At 61.6% G+C, this 16,180-nt stretch carries 14 protein-coding genes; 4 read left to right on the forward strand and 10 right to left on the reverse strand.

The features are described 5' to 3' along the window. Positions 1-54 precede the first annotated feature (54 nt). The 3 genes from AC1DWQ_RS15600 to AC1DWQ_RS15610 all read right to left on the reverse strand — a co-directional run bounded on the left by AC1DWQ_RS15600 (position 55) and on the right by AC1DWQ_RS15610 (position 3,278). The gene (locus tag AC1DWQ_RS15600; RefSeq protein ID WP_477670460.1) at positions 55-1,224 is read right to left on the reverse strand and encodes an MFS transporter; all 1,170 of its coding nucleotides are present in this window, start codon (positions 1,222-1,224) and stop codon (positions 55-57) included. Continuing rightward, positions 1,221-1,985, reverse strand: a complete 765-nt coding sequence (locus AC1DWQ_RS15605) for a 16S rRNA (uracil(1498)-N(3))-methyltransferase (protein ID WP_477670461.1) — start codon at positions 1,983-1,985, stop codon at positions 1,221-1,223. Before AC1DWQ_RS15605 ends, AC1DWQ_RS15600 begins: the two co-directional genes overlap by 4 nt. Positions 1,986-2,087: 102 nt before the next feature. Continuing rightward, positions 2,088-3,278, reverse strand: coding sequence for an aminoglycoside phosphotransferase family protein (locus tag AC1DWQ_RS15610; protein WP_477670462.1), 1,191 nt, complete (start codon positions 3,276-3,278; stop codon positions 2,088-2,090). Between the two features lie 117 nt (positions 3,279-3,395). Between AC1DWQ_RS15610 and AC1DWQ_RS15615 the strand changes: the two genes are divergently transcribed. The 4 genes from AC1DWQ_RS15615 (at position 3,396) to AC1DWQ_RS15630 (ending at position 8,889) form a co-directional block, all read left to right on the forward strand. Further along, positions 3,396-5,852 carry an LPS-assembly protein LptD gene (locus tag AC1DWQ_RS15615; protein WP_477670463.1) on the forward strand — a complete coding sequence of 819 codons (2,457 nt, stop codon included), beginning with the start codon at positions 3,396-3,398 and terminating at the stop codon, positions 5,850-5,852. Continuing rightward, positions 5,845-7,263 (forward strand): peptidylprolyl isomerase, encoded by a 1,419-nt coding sequence (locus tag AC1DWQ_RS15620; RefSeq protein WP_477670464.1) that lies wholly within the window; start codon positions 5,845-5,847, stop codon positions 7,261-7,263. The genes AC1DWQ_RS15615 and AC1DWQ_RS15620 overlap by 8 nt, the downstream gene beginning before the upstream one ends. Positions 7,264-7,390: 127 nt before the next feature. Continuing rightward, positions 7,391-8,170 carry a 16S rRNA (adenine(1518)-N(6)/adenine(1519)-N(6))-dimethyltransferase RsmA gene (gene rsmA, locus AC1DWQ_RS15625; RefSeq protein WP_477670465.1) on the forward strand — a complete coding sequence of 260 codons (780 nt, stop codon included), beginning with the start codon at positions 7,391-7,393 and terminating at the stop codon, positions 8,168-8,170. Between the two features lie 17 nt (positions 8,171-8,187). Further along, positions 8,188-8,889, forward strand: a complete 702-nt coding sequence (locus AC1DWQ_RS15630; RefSeq protein ID WP_477670466.1) for a glycosyltransferase family 25 protein — start codon at positions 8,188-8,190, stop codon at positions 8,887-8,889. A 266-nt stretch (positions 8,890-9,155) separates the two neighbouring features. On the opposite strand, the gene AC1DWQ_RS15635 is transcribed toward AC1DWQ_RS15630, so the two are convergent. The 7 genes from AC1DWQ_RS15635 to AC1DWQ_RS15665 all read right to left on the reverse strand — a co-directional run bounded on the left by AC1DWQ_RS15635 (position 9,156) and on the right by AC1DWQ_RS15665 (position 16,132). Further along, positions 9,156-9,605: a barstar family protein gene (locus AC1DWQ_RS15635; protein WP_348050784.1), complete on the reverse strand. Its 450-nt coding sequence runs from the start codon at positions 9,603-9,605 to the stop codon at positions 9,156-9,158. 54 nt (positions 9,606-9,659) lie between these two features. Further along, the gene (locus tag AC1DWQ_RS15640) at positions 9,660-10,055 is read right to left on the reverse strand and encodes a guanyl-specific ribonuclease (protein ID WP_457282089.1); all 396 of its coding nucleotides are present in this window, start codon (positions 10,053-10,055) and stop codon (positions 9,660-9,662) included. Positions 10,056-10,233: 178 nt separating this feature from the next. Next, positions 10,234-12,564: an NADP-dependent malic enzyme gene (locus tag AC1DWQ_RS15645; RefSeq protein WP_477670467.1), complete on the reverse strand. Its 2,331-nt coding sequence runs from the start codon at positions 12,562-12,564 to the stop codon at positions 10,234-10,236. 241 nt (positions 12,565-12,805) lie between these two features. After that, positions 12,806-13,522: an ABC transporter ATP-binding protein gene (locus tag AC1DWQ_RS15650; RefSeq protein WP_477670468.1), complete on the reverse strand. Its 717-nt coding sequence runs from the start codon at positions 13,520-13,522 to the stop codon at positions 12,806-12,808. Beyond that, positions 13,515-14,294 (reverse strand): ABC transporter ATP-binding protein, encoded by a 780-nt coding sequence (locus AC1DWQ_RS15655; protein WP_477670469.1) that lies wholly within the window; start codon positions 14,292-14,294, stop codon positions 13,515-13,517. Before AC1DWQ_RS15655 ends, AC1DWQ_RS15650 begins: the two co-directional genes overlap by 8 nt. Then, positions 14,291-15,259 (reverse strand): branched-chain amino acid ABC transporter permease, encoded by a 969-nt coding sequence (locus tag AC1DWQ_RS15660; RefSeq protein ID WP_477670470.1) that lies wholly within the window; start codon positions 15,257-15,259, stop codon positions 14,291-14,293. Before AC1DWQ_RS15660 ends, AC1DWQ_RS15655 begins: the two co-directional genes overlap by 4 nt. After that, complete coding sequence (locus tag AC1DWQ_RS15665) at positions 15,260-16,132, reverse strand: branched-chain amino acid ABC transporter permease (RefSeq protein WP_477670471.1); 873 nt, start codon at positions 16,130-16,132, stop codon at positions 15,260-15,262. Positions 16,133-16,180 lie beyond the last annotated feature (48 nt).

The raw sequence follows: 16,180 nt of genomic DNA on the forward strand, positions 1-16,180 counted from the left end.
TCCATGCCCAGCCTGGCCGCAATGTCGGACACGGTGCGAGGCGTAACCAGGTTCTCAGGCCTTCTGTCCCTTGCGTTGGCCGACTGCAAGCCAGGCCAGCGCGGCGGCGGTGAGCCCCAGCGGCAGCAGCGACCCCAGGTTCAACAGCGCCCAGCCTTGGGTGGTCACCAGCACGCCGGAGGCCAGCGAGGAAACCGCCAGCACGGCAAAAATACAGAAATTGAGCGCGCCCTGCGCCTTGTCTTTTTCTTCCGGCCGATAGGTCTCAAGCGCCAGGGTGGTGCTGCCGGTGAAAAGAAAATTCCAGCCCAGGCCCAGTAAAAAGAGCGCCGCCAGAAATTCCTTGAGCTCCACGCCCGAGAGCGCGATCAGCACGCACACCCCATTGAGCGCCAGACCCACCGCCATGATGGGCAAAGTGCCGAAGCGCCGGATCAGGTGACCGGTGAAAAAACCGGGTGCGAACATGCCGATCACGTGCCACTCCAGCACCAGCGCGACGCTGGAAAACGGCAGGCCGCAAACCTGCATCGCAATTGGCGTGGCCGCCATCAGCAGGTTCATCACGCCAAAGCCCAGGGCACCGGCTGCGGCGGCCACGATGAAGATCGGCTGCCGCATGATTTCGCGAAGCGGCCGGCCACCGCGGCTGGCATGCGCCTCGGGCGGCGGCGGAAACCGGATGAATGCCAGCAGCGCCATCGACAGCAGCGCCACGCCGGCCAGCGCCAGGTAGGCGCCTGCAAAGGGCACGTCGGTCAGCCCCCGCGTAGAGGCCGCCAGGTTGGGCCCGGCGACGGCGCCCAGCAGGCCGCCTGCCATGACCAGGGAAATGGCTTTTTCGCGAAAAGCAGGCTGGGCGAGCTCGGCCGCGGCAAAGCGGTAGAGCTGCGCATTGGCGCTGTAGTAGCCCGCCACCACGGTGGCGGCCACCAGAAGCCAGAAATTTTTGCTGTAAGCCGCATAGCAGCACAGCAGGGCCGAGGCGGCGGCCACCAGCAGGCCCAGCTGGAAGGAAATCTTGCGCCCGAAGCGCATTTGCGTGCGCGCCACCACGGACGTGGACAGCGCGCCACCCACCACGTAGCCCATGACGGGTAGTGTCGCCATCCAGCCCAGCGGCGCCAGGTTCAGGCCGACCAGGCCGTTGATGGCGATGAAGGTGACGTTGTTGGTGAGAAAGAGGCCCTGGCAGACGGCCAGCAGCCAGAGATTGCGGTTCATGGCGTGCCGCTTGTCAGTGCGAGAAACGACAGGCAGGCGAGCGGTGCGGTTTCGGCCCGAAGCACGCGCGGGCCGAGGGTGACGGCCGCAAAGCCGCAAGCCATGGCCGCAGCCTCTTCAGCCGCGCTGAGGCCGCCCTCGGGACCGCTCAGGAAGGTCAGTGCGCCGGCATCAGCTGCGGCCACCGCTTCGGCCAGCGGCCGGCTGCCGTCTTGTAATGAGAGTAGCAGCCGGGTGCCGCCAGCTGCGCCCTGCCCCGCGCCTTTGAGCCAGTCAGACAGGTTAGCGACGTCGTGAACGGGTGGTATGCGGCTGCGGCCGCATTGCTCACAGGCCGCGACGGCGACGCCCCGCCAGTGCGCGATTTTTTTGTCGGCTCGCTCACCCTTGATGCGCAGCACGCTGCGCTCGCTCATCAAGGGCTGGATGCTGGCCACGCCCAATTCGGCGGCTTTTTCAATCAGCCAGTCCATGCGGTCATTGGCGGGCATGCCGACGGCCAGGTGAATGGAGCGGCTGGCTTCGCGTGCCGTGGCGGTGTAGCCGCCGATAAGGACCTCCACATCGCTGCGGCCCATGCGCTCGACGGTGGCTGCAAATTCCCCTTCGCTGCCGGGCTGGCCGTTGCCTTGGCCGTTGAATATTGTCAGGGCGTCGCCGGGCTGCATCCGCAAGACCTGGACGTGGCGCGCAGTGGACGGCGGCAGGCTGACGACGCTGCCGGGCGCCAGTGCGATGTCAGCGAAAAACCGGGCGGTCATGGTGCTGGTGCAGGAAGATGCATTGTTAGGACTTTGCCGTGAACGCTATAAAAATAATAGCTGCTGGCGCAGAACCAGCAAGCGCTACAGCCCGATTGTGCATCAAAAGGTGTAGCCCACACGGGTTTCGTTACCCTCAATCTCGTCGAGCAGCACCATCAGCGGCCCCAGTTGCCGGTAGCGCGCGGCGGTGTTGCGGGCGTATTTGATGAAGCGGGGTGTGTCGGCCAGGTATTTGGGCTTGCCGTCGCGCAGCGTGAGGCGCGCAAAGATGCCCAGAATCTTGAGGTGGCGCTGCAGGCCCATCCATTCCACGGCCCGGTAAAACTCGCCAAAATCGTCGCCGACCGGCAGGCCCGCCTTGCGGGCTTTTTGCCAATAGCGCACGGTGATGTCCAGTACGAAATCTTCTTCCCAGCTCAGGAAGGCGTCGCGCATCAGGCTGGCGATGTCGTAGGTGATGGGGCCGTAGACCGCGTCCTGAAAGTCCAGCACGCCCAAAGGTGGAGCCCCCACGCTTGTCGCTTCGCGTACTGCGCTGCCCCGTTTCGATACGCTGCGGGGCTCGTTCCCTAGGGGCGGCCCGTCGGAAAATTGCATGCCCCCTGCGTTGCTGGGCCGGGTGATCATCAGGTTGCGAGGCATGAAGTCGCGGTGCACAAACACCCGTGCGCCATCCAGCGAATTCAGATTGCTGGCCTTGATCTGTTCGAAGATGGCGTTCAGCTTGTCCTGAAGGCCAGAGTCCAGCGCCAGGCTGCGATGTTTGGCGACATACCAGTCTGGAAAGAGCGATAGCTCGCGAGACAGAAGTGCGTCGTCATAGGGCGGAAGCACGCCGGGCGTGGAGGCGAGTTGCCAGCGCACCAGGGCCTCCACCGCATCCACATACAGGTCGTAGTGCGCCGGAGTGGGGCTGGCGATAGCGTCAACCTCGGCGGGCGGTCTAATTGCTTCCATCATGGTCTGCGCACCCAGGTCGCTTAGCAGCATGAAGCCCATTGGTTCATCCCAGGCCAGTACGCGCGGGGCAATCAAGCCGGCGCCGTTCATCAGGCCGGCGACCTTGACGAAAGGTTTGCAATCTTCCTGTGCAGGTGGTGCGTCCATGACGATGTAACTGCCATCGCCTGTTGCGGCGTCCACCCGGAAGTAGCGCCGAAAACTTGCGTCAGCTGATGCCGGCCTGATGGTGTCGACCCGCAGGTTGTGCTGGCGGGCAGCGGCGGTCAGCCAGGCTTCGAAAGCCATGGCACGTGCCGGGTCGGCCCAGGCAATGGAGGGAGTGGTCATGTTTCTGGAGTCCCTGCCAGCCCTGCAATTGGGCGCTGGTTCGACATTGTGGGGACGGGGTGGAGGGTCATGGATAATCAGGCCTGATTTTACAAACGGGTTTATCTCACATAAACGATGCGCCGCGCATCCCCTTCGCCCTTTATTCTTTCCCCGATAGCTCAAGCTGTCTCCACGCTGGTGGTTTGCGCAGCACTGGGGATGACCGGTGCCGGGACGGCGCTCGCCCAAACTCCGGCTGCGTCACCTGCTCCTCTTCAGGGCGCTTCCGCCGTCCCCTCCGCAGACCCGCCCGCAGGCGACACCCCGAAACTCAAGTCTTCGCCCCAGCTGGCCGAGCAGGTTTCCAGCGACCCGCAGGACAAGGGCCCCACATTTGTTTTTGGCGACCGGATTTCCGGCCGCCCCGATCTTGAGACCGTGATTGACGGCAATGCGGAATTGCGCCGCGGGTCTACCGCCATCCGCGCGGACCGCATTGAGTACTACCAGCCCGAAGACCAACTTAAAAGCCGCGGCAATGTTCGCATCAACCGGGCGGGCAACAGGTTTGAGGGTCCCGAGCTGGAGATCAAGCTGGACCGGTTTGAAGGCTTTTTCACGACGCCGGCCTACCGCTTCCTCAGCAACAGCGGAAACGGCCAGGCGGAGCGGATCGATTTCATCGATGAAGGCCATTTGACGGCCCAGCGCGCCAGCTACACCACCTGCGAGCGCAATGACGAGGCCAGCTGGGAGCCCTCATGGGTATTGCGCGCCAGAAGCTTCGAGTTTGACCTGGACCGCGAAGTTGGCGTTGCCAATGGAGCCGTTGTGCGTTTCAAGGATGTGCCTATCCTGGCTTTCCCCCGGGTGAGTTTTCCGTTGAGCGACAAGCGCAAGTCGGGTCTTCTGCCGCCCTCCATCGGCATGGGCTCAATCAACGGGTTTGAGTATCGGCAACCTTATTACTTTGATATTGCGCCCAATCGGGACGCGACATTTTCACCGGCGATCATGACCAAACGCGGGGTGGACCTCGCCGGCGAATTCCGCTACCTGGAGCCGAAGTACACAGGCGAACTGCAGGGAAACTTCCTGCCCGGCGACAAGTTGCGCAATCGTGACCGCTGGTCCTACAGTTATCAACACGTTGGTGCCTTCAGCAGCGGCCTGTCATCCGTCGGCGACCTGGGCATCAACCTCAACATGAACCGGGTGAGTGACAACGATTATTGGCGTGACTTTCCAGCTCTCAAGGGGGCGACCACCCAGCGCCTTCTGCCCCAGGACGCGAGTTTGTCGTGGACCCGCGGGTTCTTTTCTTCGTCCATGCGAACGCTCAAATGGCAGACATTGCAGGATGTCACTTCGCCCATCGTTCCGCCTTACGACCGCCTGCCCCAGTTTGCAGCGGCGTACACCCGTGTGGATGCGCCGGTGGTGGGATTGGGCAATGGCTTTGACTGGTCGGTGGAGGGCGACTTCACCCGTTTTTCCGCAGATCGTCAGCTCACCAACCAGCCCAATAGTGACCGGGCATTCACGCGGCTGCAACTGAGCCGCCCCTGGCTGCTGCCTGCGGGGTACATCACCCCCAAAGTGCAGCTGCATGCCACGAGTTACAAATTTGATTCAGCGTTGCCCAATGGTGCGACAACGGCGTCGCGTGTTGTGCCTACCTTCAGCCTGGACAGCGGCGTGCAGTTTGAACGTAATGCCGGGTTCCTGGGCCGGAACTTTACCCAGACACTGGAGCCCCGGGCCTTTTATGTGCGTACACCCTATCGCGACCAGAGCCTGCTGCCCAACTACGACTCCGGGTCCAACGACTTCAACTTCGCCACGGTCTTTACCGAAAACGCATTTGTCGGCAATGACCGTATTTCAGACGCTAACCTGCTGACCCTGGGCGTTACCTCGCGTCTGCTGGATCCTGCGACCGGTGCTGAAGCTGTGCGTGTCGGCATTGCGCAGCGCTTTCGTTTTGAGGATCAGAAGGTGACCCTGCCGGGTGTATTGCCGGTCACCGACCGCATCAGCGACTTGCTGGTCGGGGCTTCCGTCAATTGGGTGCCGCAGTGGTCTTTCGACAGTACGGTTCAGTACAACCCGAAGACCAAGCAATCTGAGCGTGCATCGATTGGCGTGCGCTACAACCCCAGCAATTACCGCGTCATCAGTGCCGCATTCCGGCGCCAGCGCAATGTCAGCGAGCAAATTGACGTGGGCTGGCAGTGGCCTATCAATGATTTGTGGGGCGACAAAGGAAAAGATCTGGGCGCTGGGCAGGGCCAGGGAGGCGGCCGCTACTATGCCGTTGGGCGCCTGAATTACAGCGTGCTGGACAAAAAACTGGTCGACTCGATCATCGGTGTTGAATACGATGGTTGCTGCTGGATAGGGCGCGTGGTTCTGCAGCGCTCTCAAACCGGGACCGGAAGCTCGGATACGAAAATCCTGTTCCAGCTTGAACTTGTGGGGTTTTCGCGCCTCGGCTCCAACCCCCTGGAAACCCTGAAGTCGAATGTTCCACGTTACCAATATCTGCGTGAGAATACCAGCACGCCAAGCCGCTTTACTACTTATGACTAATAACCGCGCCGTCTCAAGATTCCTTTTGAACTCCATTCAAGCCGCCACAACGGCCTTGGCATTGTCGATTGTGCTGATGGTGGGTGCTCAGGCGCAGGGGTTGCGGCCATCGGGTACATTGCGCCTGCCCGACGCGGCCACGGGCTCCCGGACTGCGTCGGCGCAAGGAAGCGCGCAGCGGCAGGCTGACTTCATTGTTGCCGTGGTCAACTCCGAACCCATTACCAATAATGAGGTTCGAAGCAAGTTGATTCGGACCGAGCAACAAATGCTTCAGATGGGCGCGACAGTGCCGCCGCGCAGTGAAATGGTCGGACAAATTCTGGAACGCCTGATCAGCGACAAGGCGCAGCTGCAAATGGCGCGCAATTCGGGCCTGCGGGTCGATGACAATGCCGTCGAAGCTGCGGTCCAGACCGTCGCCAGCCAAAACCAGATCACGGTCGACGAGCTGCGCAACCGCCTGAAAGCGGACAGGATTGACTATGCCCAATTCCGCTCGGAATTGAGGGACGAGCTTTTGGTCAGCCGCCTGCGCCAGCGAGAACTGGAGGCGCGTGCGACGGTTACGGAGCAGGAAGTCGACCAATTTCTGCGTGATCAGGATGGCGGCACCCCATCGTCTTCGCTGGCTCTCAACCTCGCGGAAATTCTGGTGGCCGTGCCGGAAAATGCCACGCCCGATCAAGTCGCAGCACTGCAGGCCAAGGCCCAGCAGGTGATGGACCGTGCCCGCAACGGTGCCGACTTCACGGCGCTGGCCGCCGAAGTTTCAGCGTCTCCCACGCGCGCTTCAGGTGGCCTGATGGGGCTGCGGACTGCAGACCGCTATCCTGATCTCTTTGTTGAGGCGACAAGCAAATTGCAGGCGGGAGGTCTCGCGGGGCCGGTTCGAAGCGGGGCGGGATTTCACATCCTCAAAGTCATCGAAAAACGGCAAGGCGGCATGCCCAGCATGATGGTGGCACAAACCCATGCCAGGCATATCCTGCTCCGGTTGACGCCACAGCTCAGTGAAGCCGCCGCGGTGGAGAAGCTGGCGGGTTTTAAAAGACGCATCCAGGCCGGGCAGGCTGATTTCGCGGCACTCGCACGTGAGAACAGCGACGATGCCTCCGCAAAGGAAGGCGGTGACCTCGGCTGGGCAAGCACCGGCATGTTTGTGCCTGAGTTCGAGAAAGTCATGAACGGGCTGGCACCCAATCAGGTCTCGGATCCCTTGGTATCCCGTTTTGGCGTCCATCTTATTCAGGTACTTGAACGCCGCGAGACCCAGCTATCGCAACGTGAACAGCGGGAGATGGCACGCGGTGTGCTGCGCGAGAAAAAGCAAAACGAAGCCTATGCACTGTGGATCCAGGAGATTCGGGGCCGCGCCTATGTGGAGTACCGTGACGCACCGCAGCTGTGAAGATCGCCTCAGGCCTTCCTTAAGGTTCCATTCGCGCTGCGTGGGCGGGTCAACTTTCCGGGTGACTTCTCCAAGAAACGGCAGCCTTGTTTGTATGCCAGTCTGGCGGCTTTAGGTCGCCCCCAATGTGAAACATATTCCGCGCAAGCGTTTTGGCCAGCATTTCCTGACGGATCAAGGCGTCATTGAGGGGATTGTGCAGGCGATTGCTCCACGTCCAGGACAGGCCATGGTGGAGATCGGGCCTGGATTGGCTGCGCTGACCCAACCCCTGGTTGAACGGGTGGGGCACTTGACGGTCATTGAGCTGGACCGCGATCTTGCCCGTCAGTTGCGATTGCACCCCCAGCTTGCCGTGGTTGAGTCCGACGTGTTGAAAGTGGATGTCCGCCAGCTGGCGCGAACGGCCTGTGCCGAAGGGCAAAAACTTCGGGTGGTCGGCAATCTCCCCTACAACATCTCTACACCCATCCTGTTTCATTTGCTGGATGCCGTGGAGGTCATAGAAGACCAGCACTTCATGTTGCAAAAAGAAGTGATAGACCGGATGGTGGCGGTGCCAGCTACCAGCGATTATGGCCGGCTCAGCGTGATGCTGCAGTGGCGCTACGCGATGGAAAATGTGCTGTTCGTGCCGCCGCACAGTTTCGATCCGCCGCCGCGGGTCGATAGCGCCGTGGTGCGCATGGTGCCGCATGCAGCGCCTGTGGCGCTGGACGTCAAACTCCTGAGTGAGCTGGTGCAGGTCGCCTTTAGCCAGCGCCGCAAGTTGCTGCGTCACACCTTGGGAAAGTGGCTGGACAGCCACGGTTTTGGCGGGCAGTTTGATGTCAAGCGACGCGCTGAAGAAGTCGGGGTGACCGAGTATGTGGCCCTGGCGCGGAGCGTAGCGCAACTGCGCAATTAGCTGTCGGTACACCTGATATGAAGATATTTGTCATCTCACTTCCCGAGGCGACCACCAGGCGAGCGAATATTGACCGGCAAATGATGGCGCTGGGGCTGCGCTATAGCCTGATTGATGGTGTGCGAGTCGACCCAGGACGGCTGGCCGAGGTTGGTTACAGCGAAAGTGCGCGCCTGATTCGTTATGGTTACAGCATGTCGCCGGGGGAGGTCGGCTGTTTTCTCGCGCATCGGGATGCCTGGAGAGCAGTGCTGGCCGAGGGCGGAAAATGCCTGGTGCTGGAAGATGACGTATTAATTCCAACGCTAAGTACGGCGTTGCTCGCCCAGCTTGAATTGGCACCGTATCCAATGGTCAGGCTCGCAGGCGTTTTTGAGAAACGGCACAAATTCATCGGCGACACACCGTACGCAAAGTATTGGGGTGACCCTTCCGGCGCGGCGGCTTATGTGCTGGGACCGCTGGAGGCCGCGGAGTTGATACGGCGATCAGCGCGGTTTTACATGGCCGTTGACGACTTTATGGAGGCGAGGCATTTACACGGTATCAATACCTATGCCTTGTTGCCCTATCCGGTCCGCCAGGCGGGAACCGACACGCAAATCGGCCATCGGGTTCGACCGCGATTGTCCGGCATCGCGCGTCTTCAGCTGATGCTGGTGCGCATCCCGATTGATATCAGCAAATATTTTCACCGCATTCTTTACTACATGTTTTAAGTCGCGGCGCCGTCGGATGCGGCCGTTGTCTTTAACTTCCGGCCTGGCGAAAAAAAGCCCGCAACAAGCGGGCCTTTTGTGAACCGGACAGCGTGCCTTTTTTCAGGCAGCTGCCAGCCAGTAACCCGCATTAAACGGGCTGCTCATGCGCAACGCCAGTGGCGACACGTCTACCAATTTGTCGGTCGGCATGACTTCTTCGCCTTCCGCGGTTGCTTGCTGGGCCTCATTCGCCCGATCCCCTTGGCCAATGTCTGGGGAGCGGGCTACAGAAAAGAATAGAAACATCTGAACGGTATCTTGCGATCCGCCCAGTAATCAGAGGCATCCCGGAAGATGTCGAGCAACTGCTCGCGCGCTTCCTTGTCAAATTTGGCGTTGGCCGGAATTTGCTCGAGCACGACAATAAAGCCGGGCTGCGGGCCTGACTTGTGGACCAGGTCCGTCATGCAGTCGTACAGTGCGTCGAAGTTTTTGCCGAAATGCGCCGGAAAGGTGTACTGCGCCGCAATCATGTCCAGCACGTCCTGCTTGCTCTGGGCGTTGCCCAGGTTGGCGTACAGGAAATGCTGGTTTAAATGTGTCGCGGCATCCTGCAGGTCTTGCACCCGGAAGGCCCGTATGGATTGAACGATATTGGGACGTACGCCGCGCAAGGGCGTTTCACCGTCCTTGCGCAAAGGCGTTTCGTTGTCCCGACGAAGTGGTGTATCCATCTCCGCTACTCTTTCTCTTAAGTCAAAAACTCAAAATAACGATCACAGTTCAATTTATTGAACGATTTTGCGAAAACTCGCATAGTGATCGTCGGTGTAATAACAGGCATCAGGTGCGACAGGTTTCAAGCCACCACAAACGATGCGCCGGGCTCCCCGGCTGCGCTCACCGGGCGTTCTGACGGTGTATTCACGGTAGTAACCGCGACTTTGAGCCGGTAGAAGTCGTTCCCGGTTCCCAAACACCACGCCGTCCTTTTCATGCTTGAAAGGCCCGCCTTGGTAGATCAGCACCATCATGTCGCGTCCCTGGGGGGGCAATTGGACGGTCGCTATGGTCCCGATCGGAACCGGGCCCTTTGCCTGCACCATGCTGGGGATTGACCCGGCCAGACCGGTTGCCAAAACCAGCAACATGGCCGTTTTGGCCGCCCACCCATTGCGCAACATGAAAAAAACCTTTTTCTCGAATCCAGAGTTACCCGCCGATTTTTCGGGTTAACCCTTAAATTTCAAGAGAGGTAGTTTGCCGCATGTGGCTAAAAAACGCAAGTGGATGCTGAAAATTTAGGCAGTAAAGAGAGAGGTCATTGATACACTAAGTTAGTGCTAGCTATCTAATTTTTGCTTATCGACTCGCATTGGCATCCGCGACCGTCAATGCGGTCATGTTGACAATACGGCGCACCGTTGCCGTAGCAGTCAGGATGTGCATGGGCTTGTTTGCTCCCAGCAAAACCGGGCCGATGGCGATATTGCCACCCGCCGCTGTTTTCAGCAGGTTGTAGGAAATGTTCGCTGCATCAATATTGGGCAGTACCAGGAGGTTGGCCTCACCCGTCAGGGTGCTGTTCGGCATGATGAGGGCGCGCGCATCGGCGTCCAGTGCCATGTCGCCATGCATCTCCCCATCAACTTCAAGCCACGGCGCTTTTTCGCGCAGCAACTCCAGCGTGCGGCGCATTTTCAGGGCGCTGGGCAAGTTGGAAGATCCAAAATTCGAATGCGACAGCAGAGCCGCCTTCGGTTTGATGCCAAAGCGCATCATTTCCTCGGCCGCCATGGTGGTGATCTCCGCGAGCTGCTCCGCAGTCGGATCGCAGTTGACGTGCGTATCGAGCAGGAACACCTGGCGCCCCGGAAGCAACAAGCCGTTCATGCAGGCATAGGTGTTGACGCCTTCGCGCTTGCCGATGACCTGATCCAGATAGTCCAGATGATGGGCCGTCGTGCCCCAGGTACCGCAAATCAGCCCGTCCACGTCGCCTTTGTGCAGCAACATGCCGGCGATCAATGTGAGGCGGCGGCGCATTTCGATTTTGGCGATCTGCACCGTCACACCACGGCGTTCCATGAGGCGGTGATAGGTTTGCCAGAAGTCGCGGTAGCGATGATCCTGCTCGACATTGACCACGTCGTAGTCGAGCTCCTCCTTCAGGCGCAGGCCGAATTTTTCGATGCGCTGGGCAATGATGGCGGGTCGGCCAATCAGTGTCGGGCGTGCGAGTCCTTCGTCCACCACGATCTGGCAGGCGCGCAGCACGCGTTCTTCCTCGCCCTCGGCATAGGCCACACGCTTGCGGCTGGCGGCCTTGGCGGCCGCGAAAATCGGTTTCATCACCGTGCCCGAGGCGTAGACAAAGCTTTGCAGCCGTTCGCGGTAAGCGTTCATGTCCTGAATGGGCCGCAGGGCCACGCCGCTGTCGGCCGCCGCCTGTGCGACGGCGGGCGCGATCTTCATCATGAGGCGCGGATCGAAAGGCTTGGGAATCAGGTATTCGGGCCCGAACGCCAGCTTTTCACCCACGTAGGCGGCTGCCACGACTTCACTTTGCTCGGCCTGCGCCAGCTCGGCTATGGCGTGTACAGCCGCGATTTCCATCTCGACGGTGATGGTGGATGCTCCGGCATCCAGTGCGCCGCGGAAGATGTAGGGAAAGCACAGGACGTTGTTGACCTGATTCGGGTAGTCGGTGCGGCCGGTCGCCATGATGGCGTCGTCGCGCACGGTCCGGACGTCCTCCGGCGTGATCTCGGGATTGGGATTGGCCAGCGCCAGGATGATGGGCTTGGCGGCCATTTTGGCGACCATGTCTTTCTTGAGCACGCCGCCGGCGGAAAGGCCCAGGAAGATGTCCGCGCCAGCGATGACGTCGGCAAGCGTGCGTGCATCGGTCTTCTGCGCGAACTGGATCTTGTCTTCGTCCATCAGCTCGGTGCGGCCTTCGTAGACCACGCCAGCCAGATCGGTCACGAACACGTTTTCGCGCTGGATGCCCAGCTTGAGCAACAGGTTCAGGCAAGCCAGGGCGGCCGCGCCCGCGCCGGACGTCACGAGCTTGACTTGCCCCGGACCTTTGCCGACAACCTTGAGCGCATTCAGGACGGCCGCGCCCACGGTGATGGCGGTACCGTGCTGGTCATCATGGAAGACCGGGATCTTCATGCGCTTGCGCAGCTCACGCTCGATATAAAAACAGTCGGGCGCCTTGATGTCTTCAAGGTTGATGGCGCCGAAGGTCGGCTCCAGCGAAGCAATGATGTCGACCAGCTTGGCCGGGTCTTTTTCGTCGATCTCAATGTCGAAAACATCCACGCCGGCGAACTTCTTGAACAGTACGCCCTTGCCTTCCATGACCGGCTTGGAGGCCAGCGGGCCGATGTCGCCCAGCCCCAGCACGGCGGTGCCGTTGGTCACGACAGCCACAAGGTTGCCGCGGCTGGTGTACTTGAAGGCGTTGTTCGGGTCCTTGACGATTTCTTCGCAAGGTGCCGCGACGCCTGGGGAATAAGCCAGGGCCAGGTCGCGCTGGTTGGTCAGCTGTTTGGTCGCTGCGATGGCGATCTTGCCCGGGGTCGGAAACTCGTGGTATTCAAGTGCGGCGCTGCGCAATTCGGCGCGTTTTTCTTCGCGATTGGCTTCAGTGCTATTGGGCGTCGCGGTGGGGGGTGTCGGCATCAGCAAGGTCTCCAGCGGAAACGGTCGGGTCGACCGTCAATTTCTTGTAAGGTCTGCGATTGTAGGCCGTCGGAGGGGAAAACCCTAGTAAGTGAATCTACGCAAAAAGGTGCTTTGCTTTTGACTTTTCAGCACAGAAAGCCGCTTTGCCGCGTAGCTCATTCACGATGGCGGCGCGTAGCCGTTTTTTGAGCGCTTTAAGCGCGAAATAAAAAAAGCCAGGTTGGCGGGCCTGCGCCGCTCAGCGCGCAACACCCAGCAAATGGTCCAGGCGCTCGGGCTGCTCGCGCAACGCCTGGGCCGTTCCGGTGTGGACCACCATGCCGCGGTCCAGCACCACGGCGCTGTCGGAAATCGCCAGAATGGCCTGCGGGTGCTGCTCCACGATGATGGCGCTCAGGCCCTCTTCGCGCGTGATGCGGCGTATGGCGCGCAGCAGCTCCTCCACGATGATGGGCGCCAGGCCCTCCAGCGGTTCGTCGAGCAGCAGCAGCTTCGGGTTGAGTACCAGCGCACGGCCCACAGCCAGCATCTGCTGCTCGCCGCCCGACAGCTGCGTGCCCAGGTTGCCCTTTCGCTCGGCCAGGCGCGGGAACATGGCGTACACGCCATCGGGGTTCCATTTGCCCGGGCGCGCCACCGCCGTCAGGTTCTCGTGCACCGTCAGCGACTTGAAGATATTGCGCTCCTGCGGCACCCAGCCTATGCCGGCCGCCGCGCGTTCGTGCGAGGGCAAATGGTGCAACGCGACCATGGATGCGCCCGCCCCGAACGAGATGGCGCCGCCGTGCTGCCGCGTCGCGCCTGCCAGTGTGTTGATCAGCGTGGTTTTGCCGGTGCCGTTGCGGCCCAGCAGCGCGAGCGTCTGTCCCTCGCCCAGCGTGAACGACACCTCGTGCAGCACCACCGCCTCACCGTAGCCGGCGCGCAGTTTGTCGACCTTGAGCAGTTCAGCCATGAGCCACCTCTTCGCCATGGCCCAGATAGACCGCCTTGACCTGAGGGTCGGCCGCGATCTCCTCAGGCGTGCCTTCGGTCAGCAGCGTGCCGTTGACCAGTACCGTCATGGTGGTGGCGAAGCTGAACACCAGGTCCATGTCGTGCTCGATCAGCAGTACCGACACGTCAGCGGGCAGTGCGGCCACGGTCTGCAGCAGTTCTTCGCGCTCGCCGGCCGGCACACCGGCCACGGGTTCGTCGAGCAGCAGCACGCGCGGCTCGCAGGCCAGCGCCACGGCGATTTCCAGCAGGCGGCGCTTCCCGTAGGCCAGCATGCGGGTCGGCTGGTCCATCACTCCGGTCAGGTGAAACTGCTCCAGCAACTGTTCGCAGCGCTCGGCCACGCGCTGGTTGCGCCCCAGCGCCTGCCACCATTTCGCGCCGAGCCCCGCTTGCTGCGATACGGTCAGTGCCAGCGTTTCCAGCGGCGTGAGCGAATCGAAGAGCTGGTTGATCTGGAAGGTGCGCACCATCCCGCGCTTGACGCGCTGGTGCGGCGCCAGCCGCGTAATGTCTTCGCCATCGAGGAAGATGCGGCCTTCGGTCGGCTGCAGAACGCCCGTCAGCAGGTTGACCAGCGTGGTCTTGCCCGCACCGTTCGGCCCTATCAGCGCATGGCGCGCGCCGCGACGCAGGTTCAGGCTCACGTTGTTGGTGGCGGCAATGCCACCGAAGCGCATCACCAGCCCTTGCGCGGACAGTACCGCGTCGCTGTGCGGCGCCGCGCTCATGGCTGGCCTCCGCGCTTGGGCAGCCATGCCCAGGGCCGGACCAGGCGCTCGCGCCCCACCAGCACCAGCACCACCAGGAAGAGGCCTATCCAGAAGGTCCAGTACTGCGGCGTGATGGACGACAGCGCGTCCTGCATCAGCTTGAACACAATCGCCCCGGCCACACCCCCGTACAGCCAGCCCGCACCGCCAACCACCAGGATCAGCAGCACATCGGCCGAACGATGAAACTCAAACAAATCCAGCGAGGCAAAGCCGGTGGTTTGCGTCATCAACGCTCCCGCGGCGCCCGCGACGCCGGCCGCCACCGTATAGACCACCGCCAGCCGTGAAGCGACTGGAATGCCGATGGCCATGGCGCGCAGGCGGTTGTCGCGTATCGCCTTGAGTGTCGCGCCCAGCGGCGAATGCACGAGGCGACGCATCAGCACAAACAAAATGAGCAGCACGGCCAGCGAGTAATAGGCGGCGGTGCGGCCCGACAGGTCAAACTCGAAGCGGCCCAGCAGCGGGCCCATGACCACGCCCTGCAGGCCATCGGCGCCACCGGTCAGCCAGTCAAGTTTGTTGGCCAGCTCCAGCAGGATAAGCGCCACGCCCAGTGTCACCATGAGCCGTGTCAGGTCGCTGCCGCGCTGGATGGTGAGTGAACACACAGCACCCAGCAGCGTGGCGGTGGCGATGCCCACCGCCAGGCCCACCAGCGGGTCCGGCATCACCAGCTTGGCGAACAGCGCCGCCGCATAGCCGCCTATGCCGAAGAAGGCTGCATGGCCCAGCGAGACGATGCCGGTGTAACCCAGCACCAGATCCAGCGACACCGCGAACAGCGCGACGATGGCGATCTCATTGATGATGGACGCGTGGCTGGGCATCACCACCGGCGCGGCGAAGGCGGCGAGCCAGAGCACCGGTTCCCAGAGCTTCCAGCGGCTGTTTTTGAGCAGGGACGTTTGAGTGTTCATTTATCTGCCACCCTTGCGCACAAAGAGGCCCTGCGGCCGCCAGATCAGGATCGCGATCATCAGGCTGTAAACGATGAAGGCCCCCAGCTTGGGGATGTAGTACTTGCCCGCCACATCGGCAATGCCCAGCAGCAGCGCGGCCAGCAGCGGCCCAGTGATCGACGTGGTGCCGCCCACGGCCACCACGATCAGGAAGTAAATCATGAACTTGAGCGGAAAGCTCGGGTCCAGCCCCAGCACTTCGGCGCCCAGCGCGCCGCCCAGGCCGGCCAGTCCCGAGCCGACGGCGAAGGTCGAAAGGAACACCAGGTTGACGTTGATGCCCAGGCCGGCCGCCACGCGCTGGTCGTCCACCGAGGCACGCAAGCGGCTGCCGAAGCGTGTGCGAGTCAGCACGAATTGCAGGCCCAGCGTGAGCGCGGCGCACACCGCAATGATGAACAGCCGGTAGTGGCCCATGCCCAGCATCCAGGCGCCGCTGCCAATCTCGGTGCGGCCCTTGAGCCATTGGGGCAGCTGCACGATCTGCTGCGTCGAGCCGACGAAGTAGTCCACGCTGGCCACCGCCATGAACACCAGGCCGATCGAAAACAGCACCTGGTCCAGGTGCGGCTTGTTGTACAGCGGCCGGTACAGCGTGCGCTCCAGTACAGCGCCCAGCAGCGCCGAGCCGGCGAAGGCCAGCGGCAGGCACAGCAAAAAAGGCACGCCGAAGTGCTGCATCAGCAACACGGTGATGTAGCCGCCGGCCATCGCGAAAGCACCATGCGCGAGGTTGATGAAATTCATCAGGCCCATGGTCACCGCCAGTCCCACCGCCAGAATGAACAGCAGCATGCCGTAAGCGATACCGTCGAAAAGAATCGTGAGCATTTATCTTCGCAAGGAACGGCGCGGAACCGGCTTTGCCGGGCCGCAGAG

It is taken from the genome of Polaromonas sp. P2_G11 (assembly GCF_056403595.1).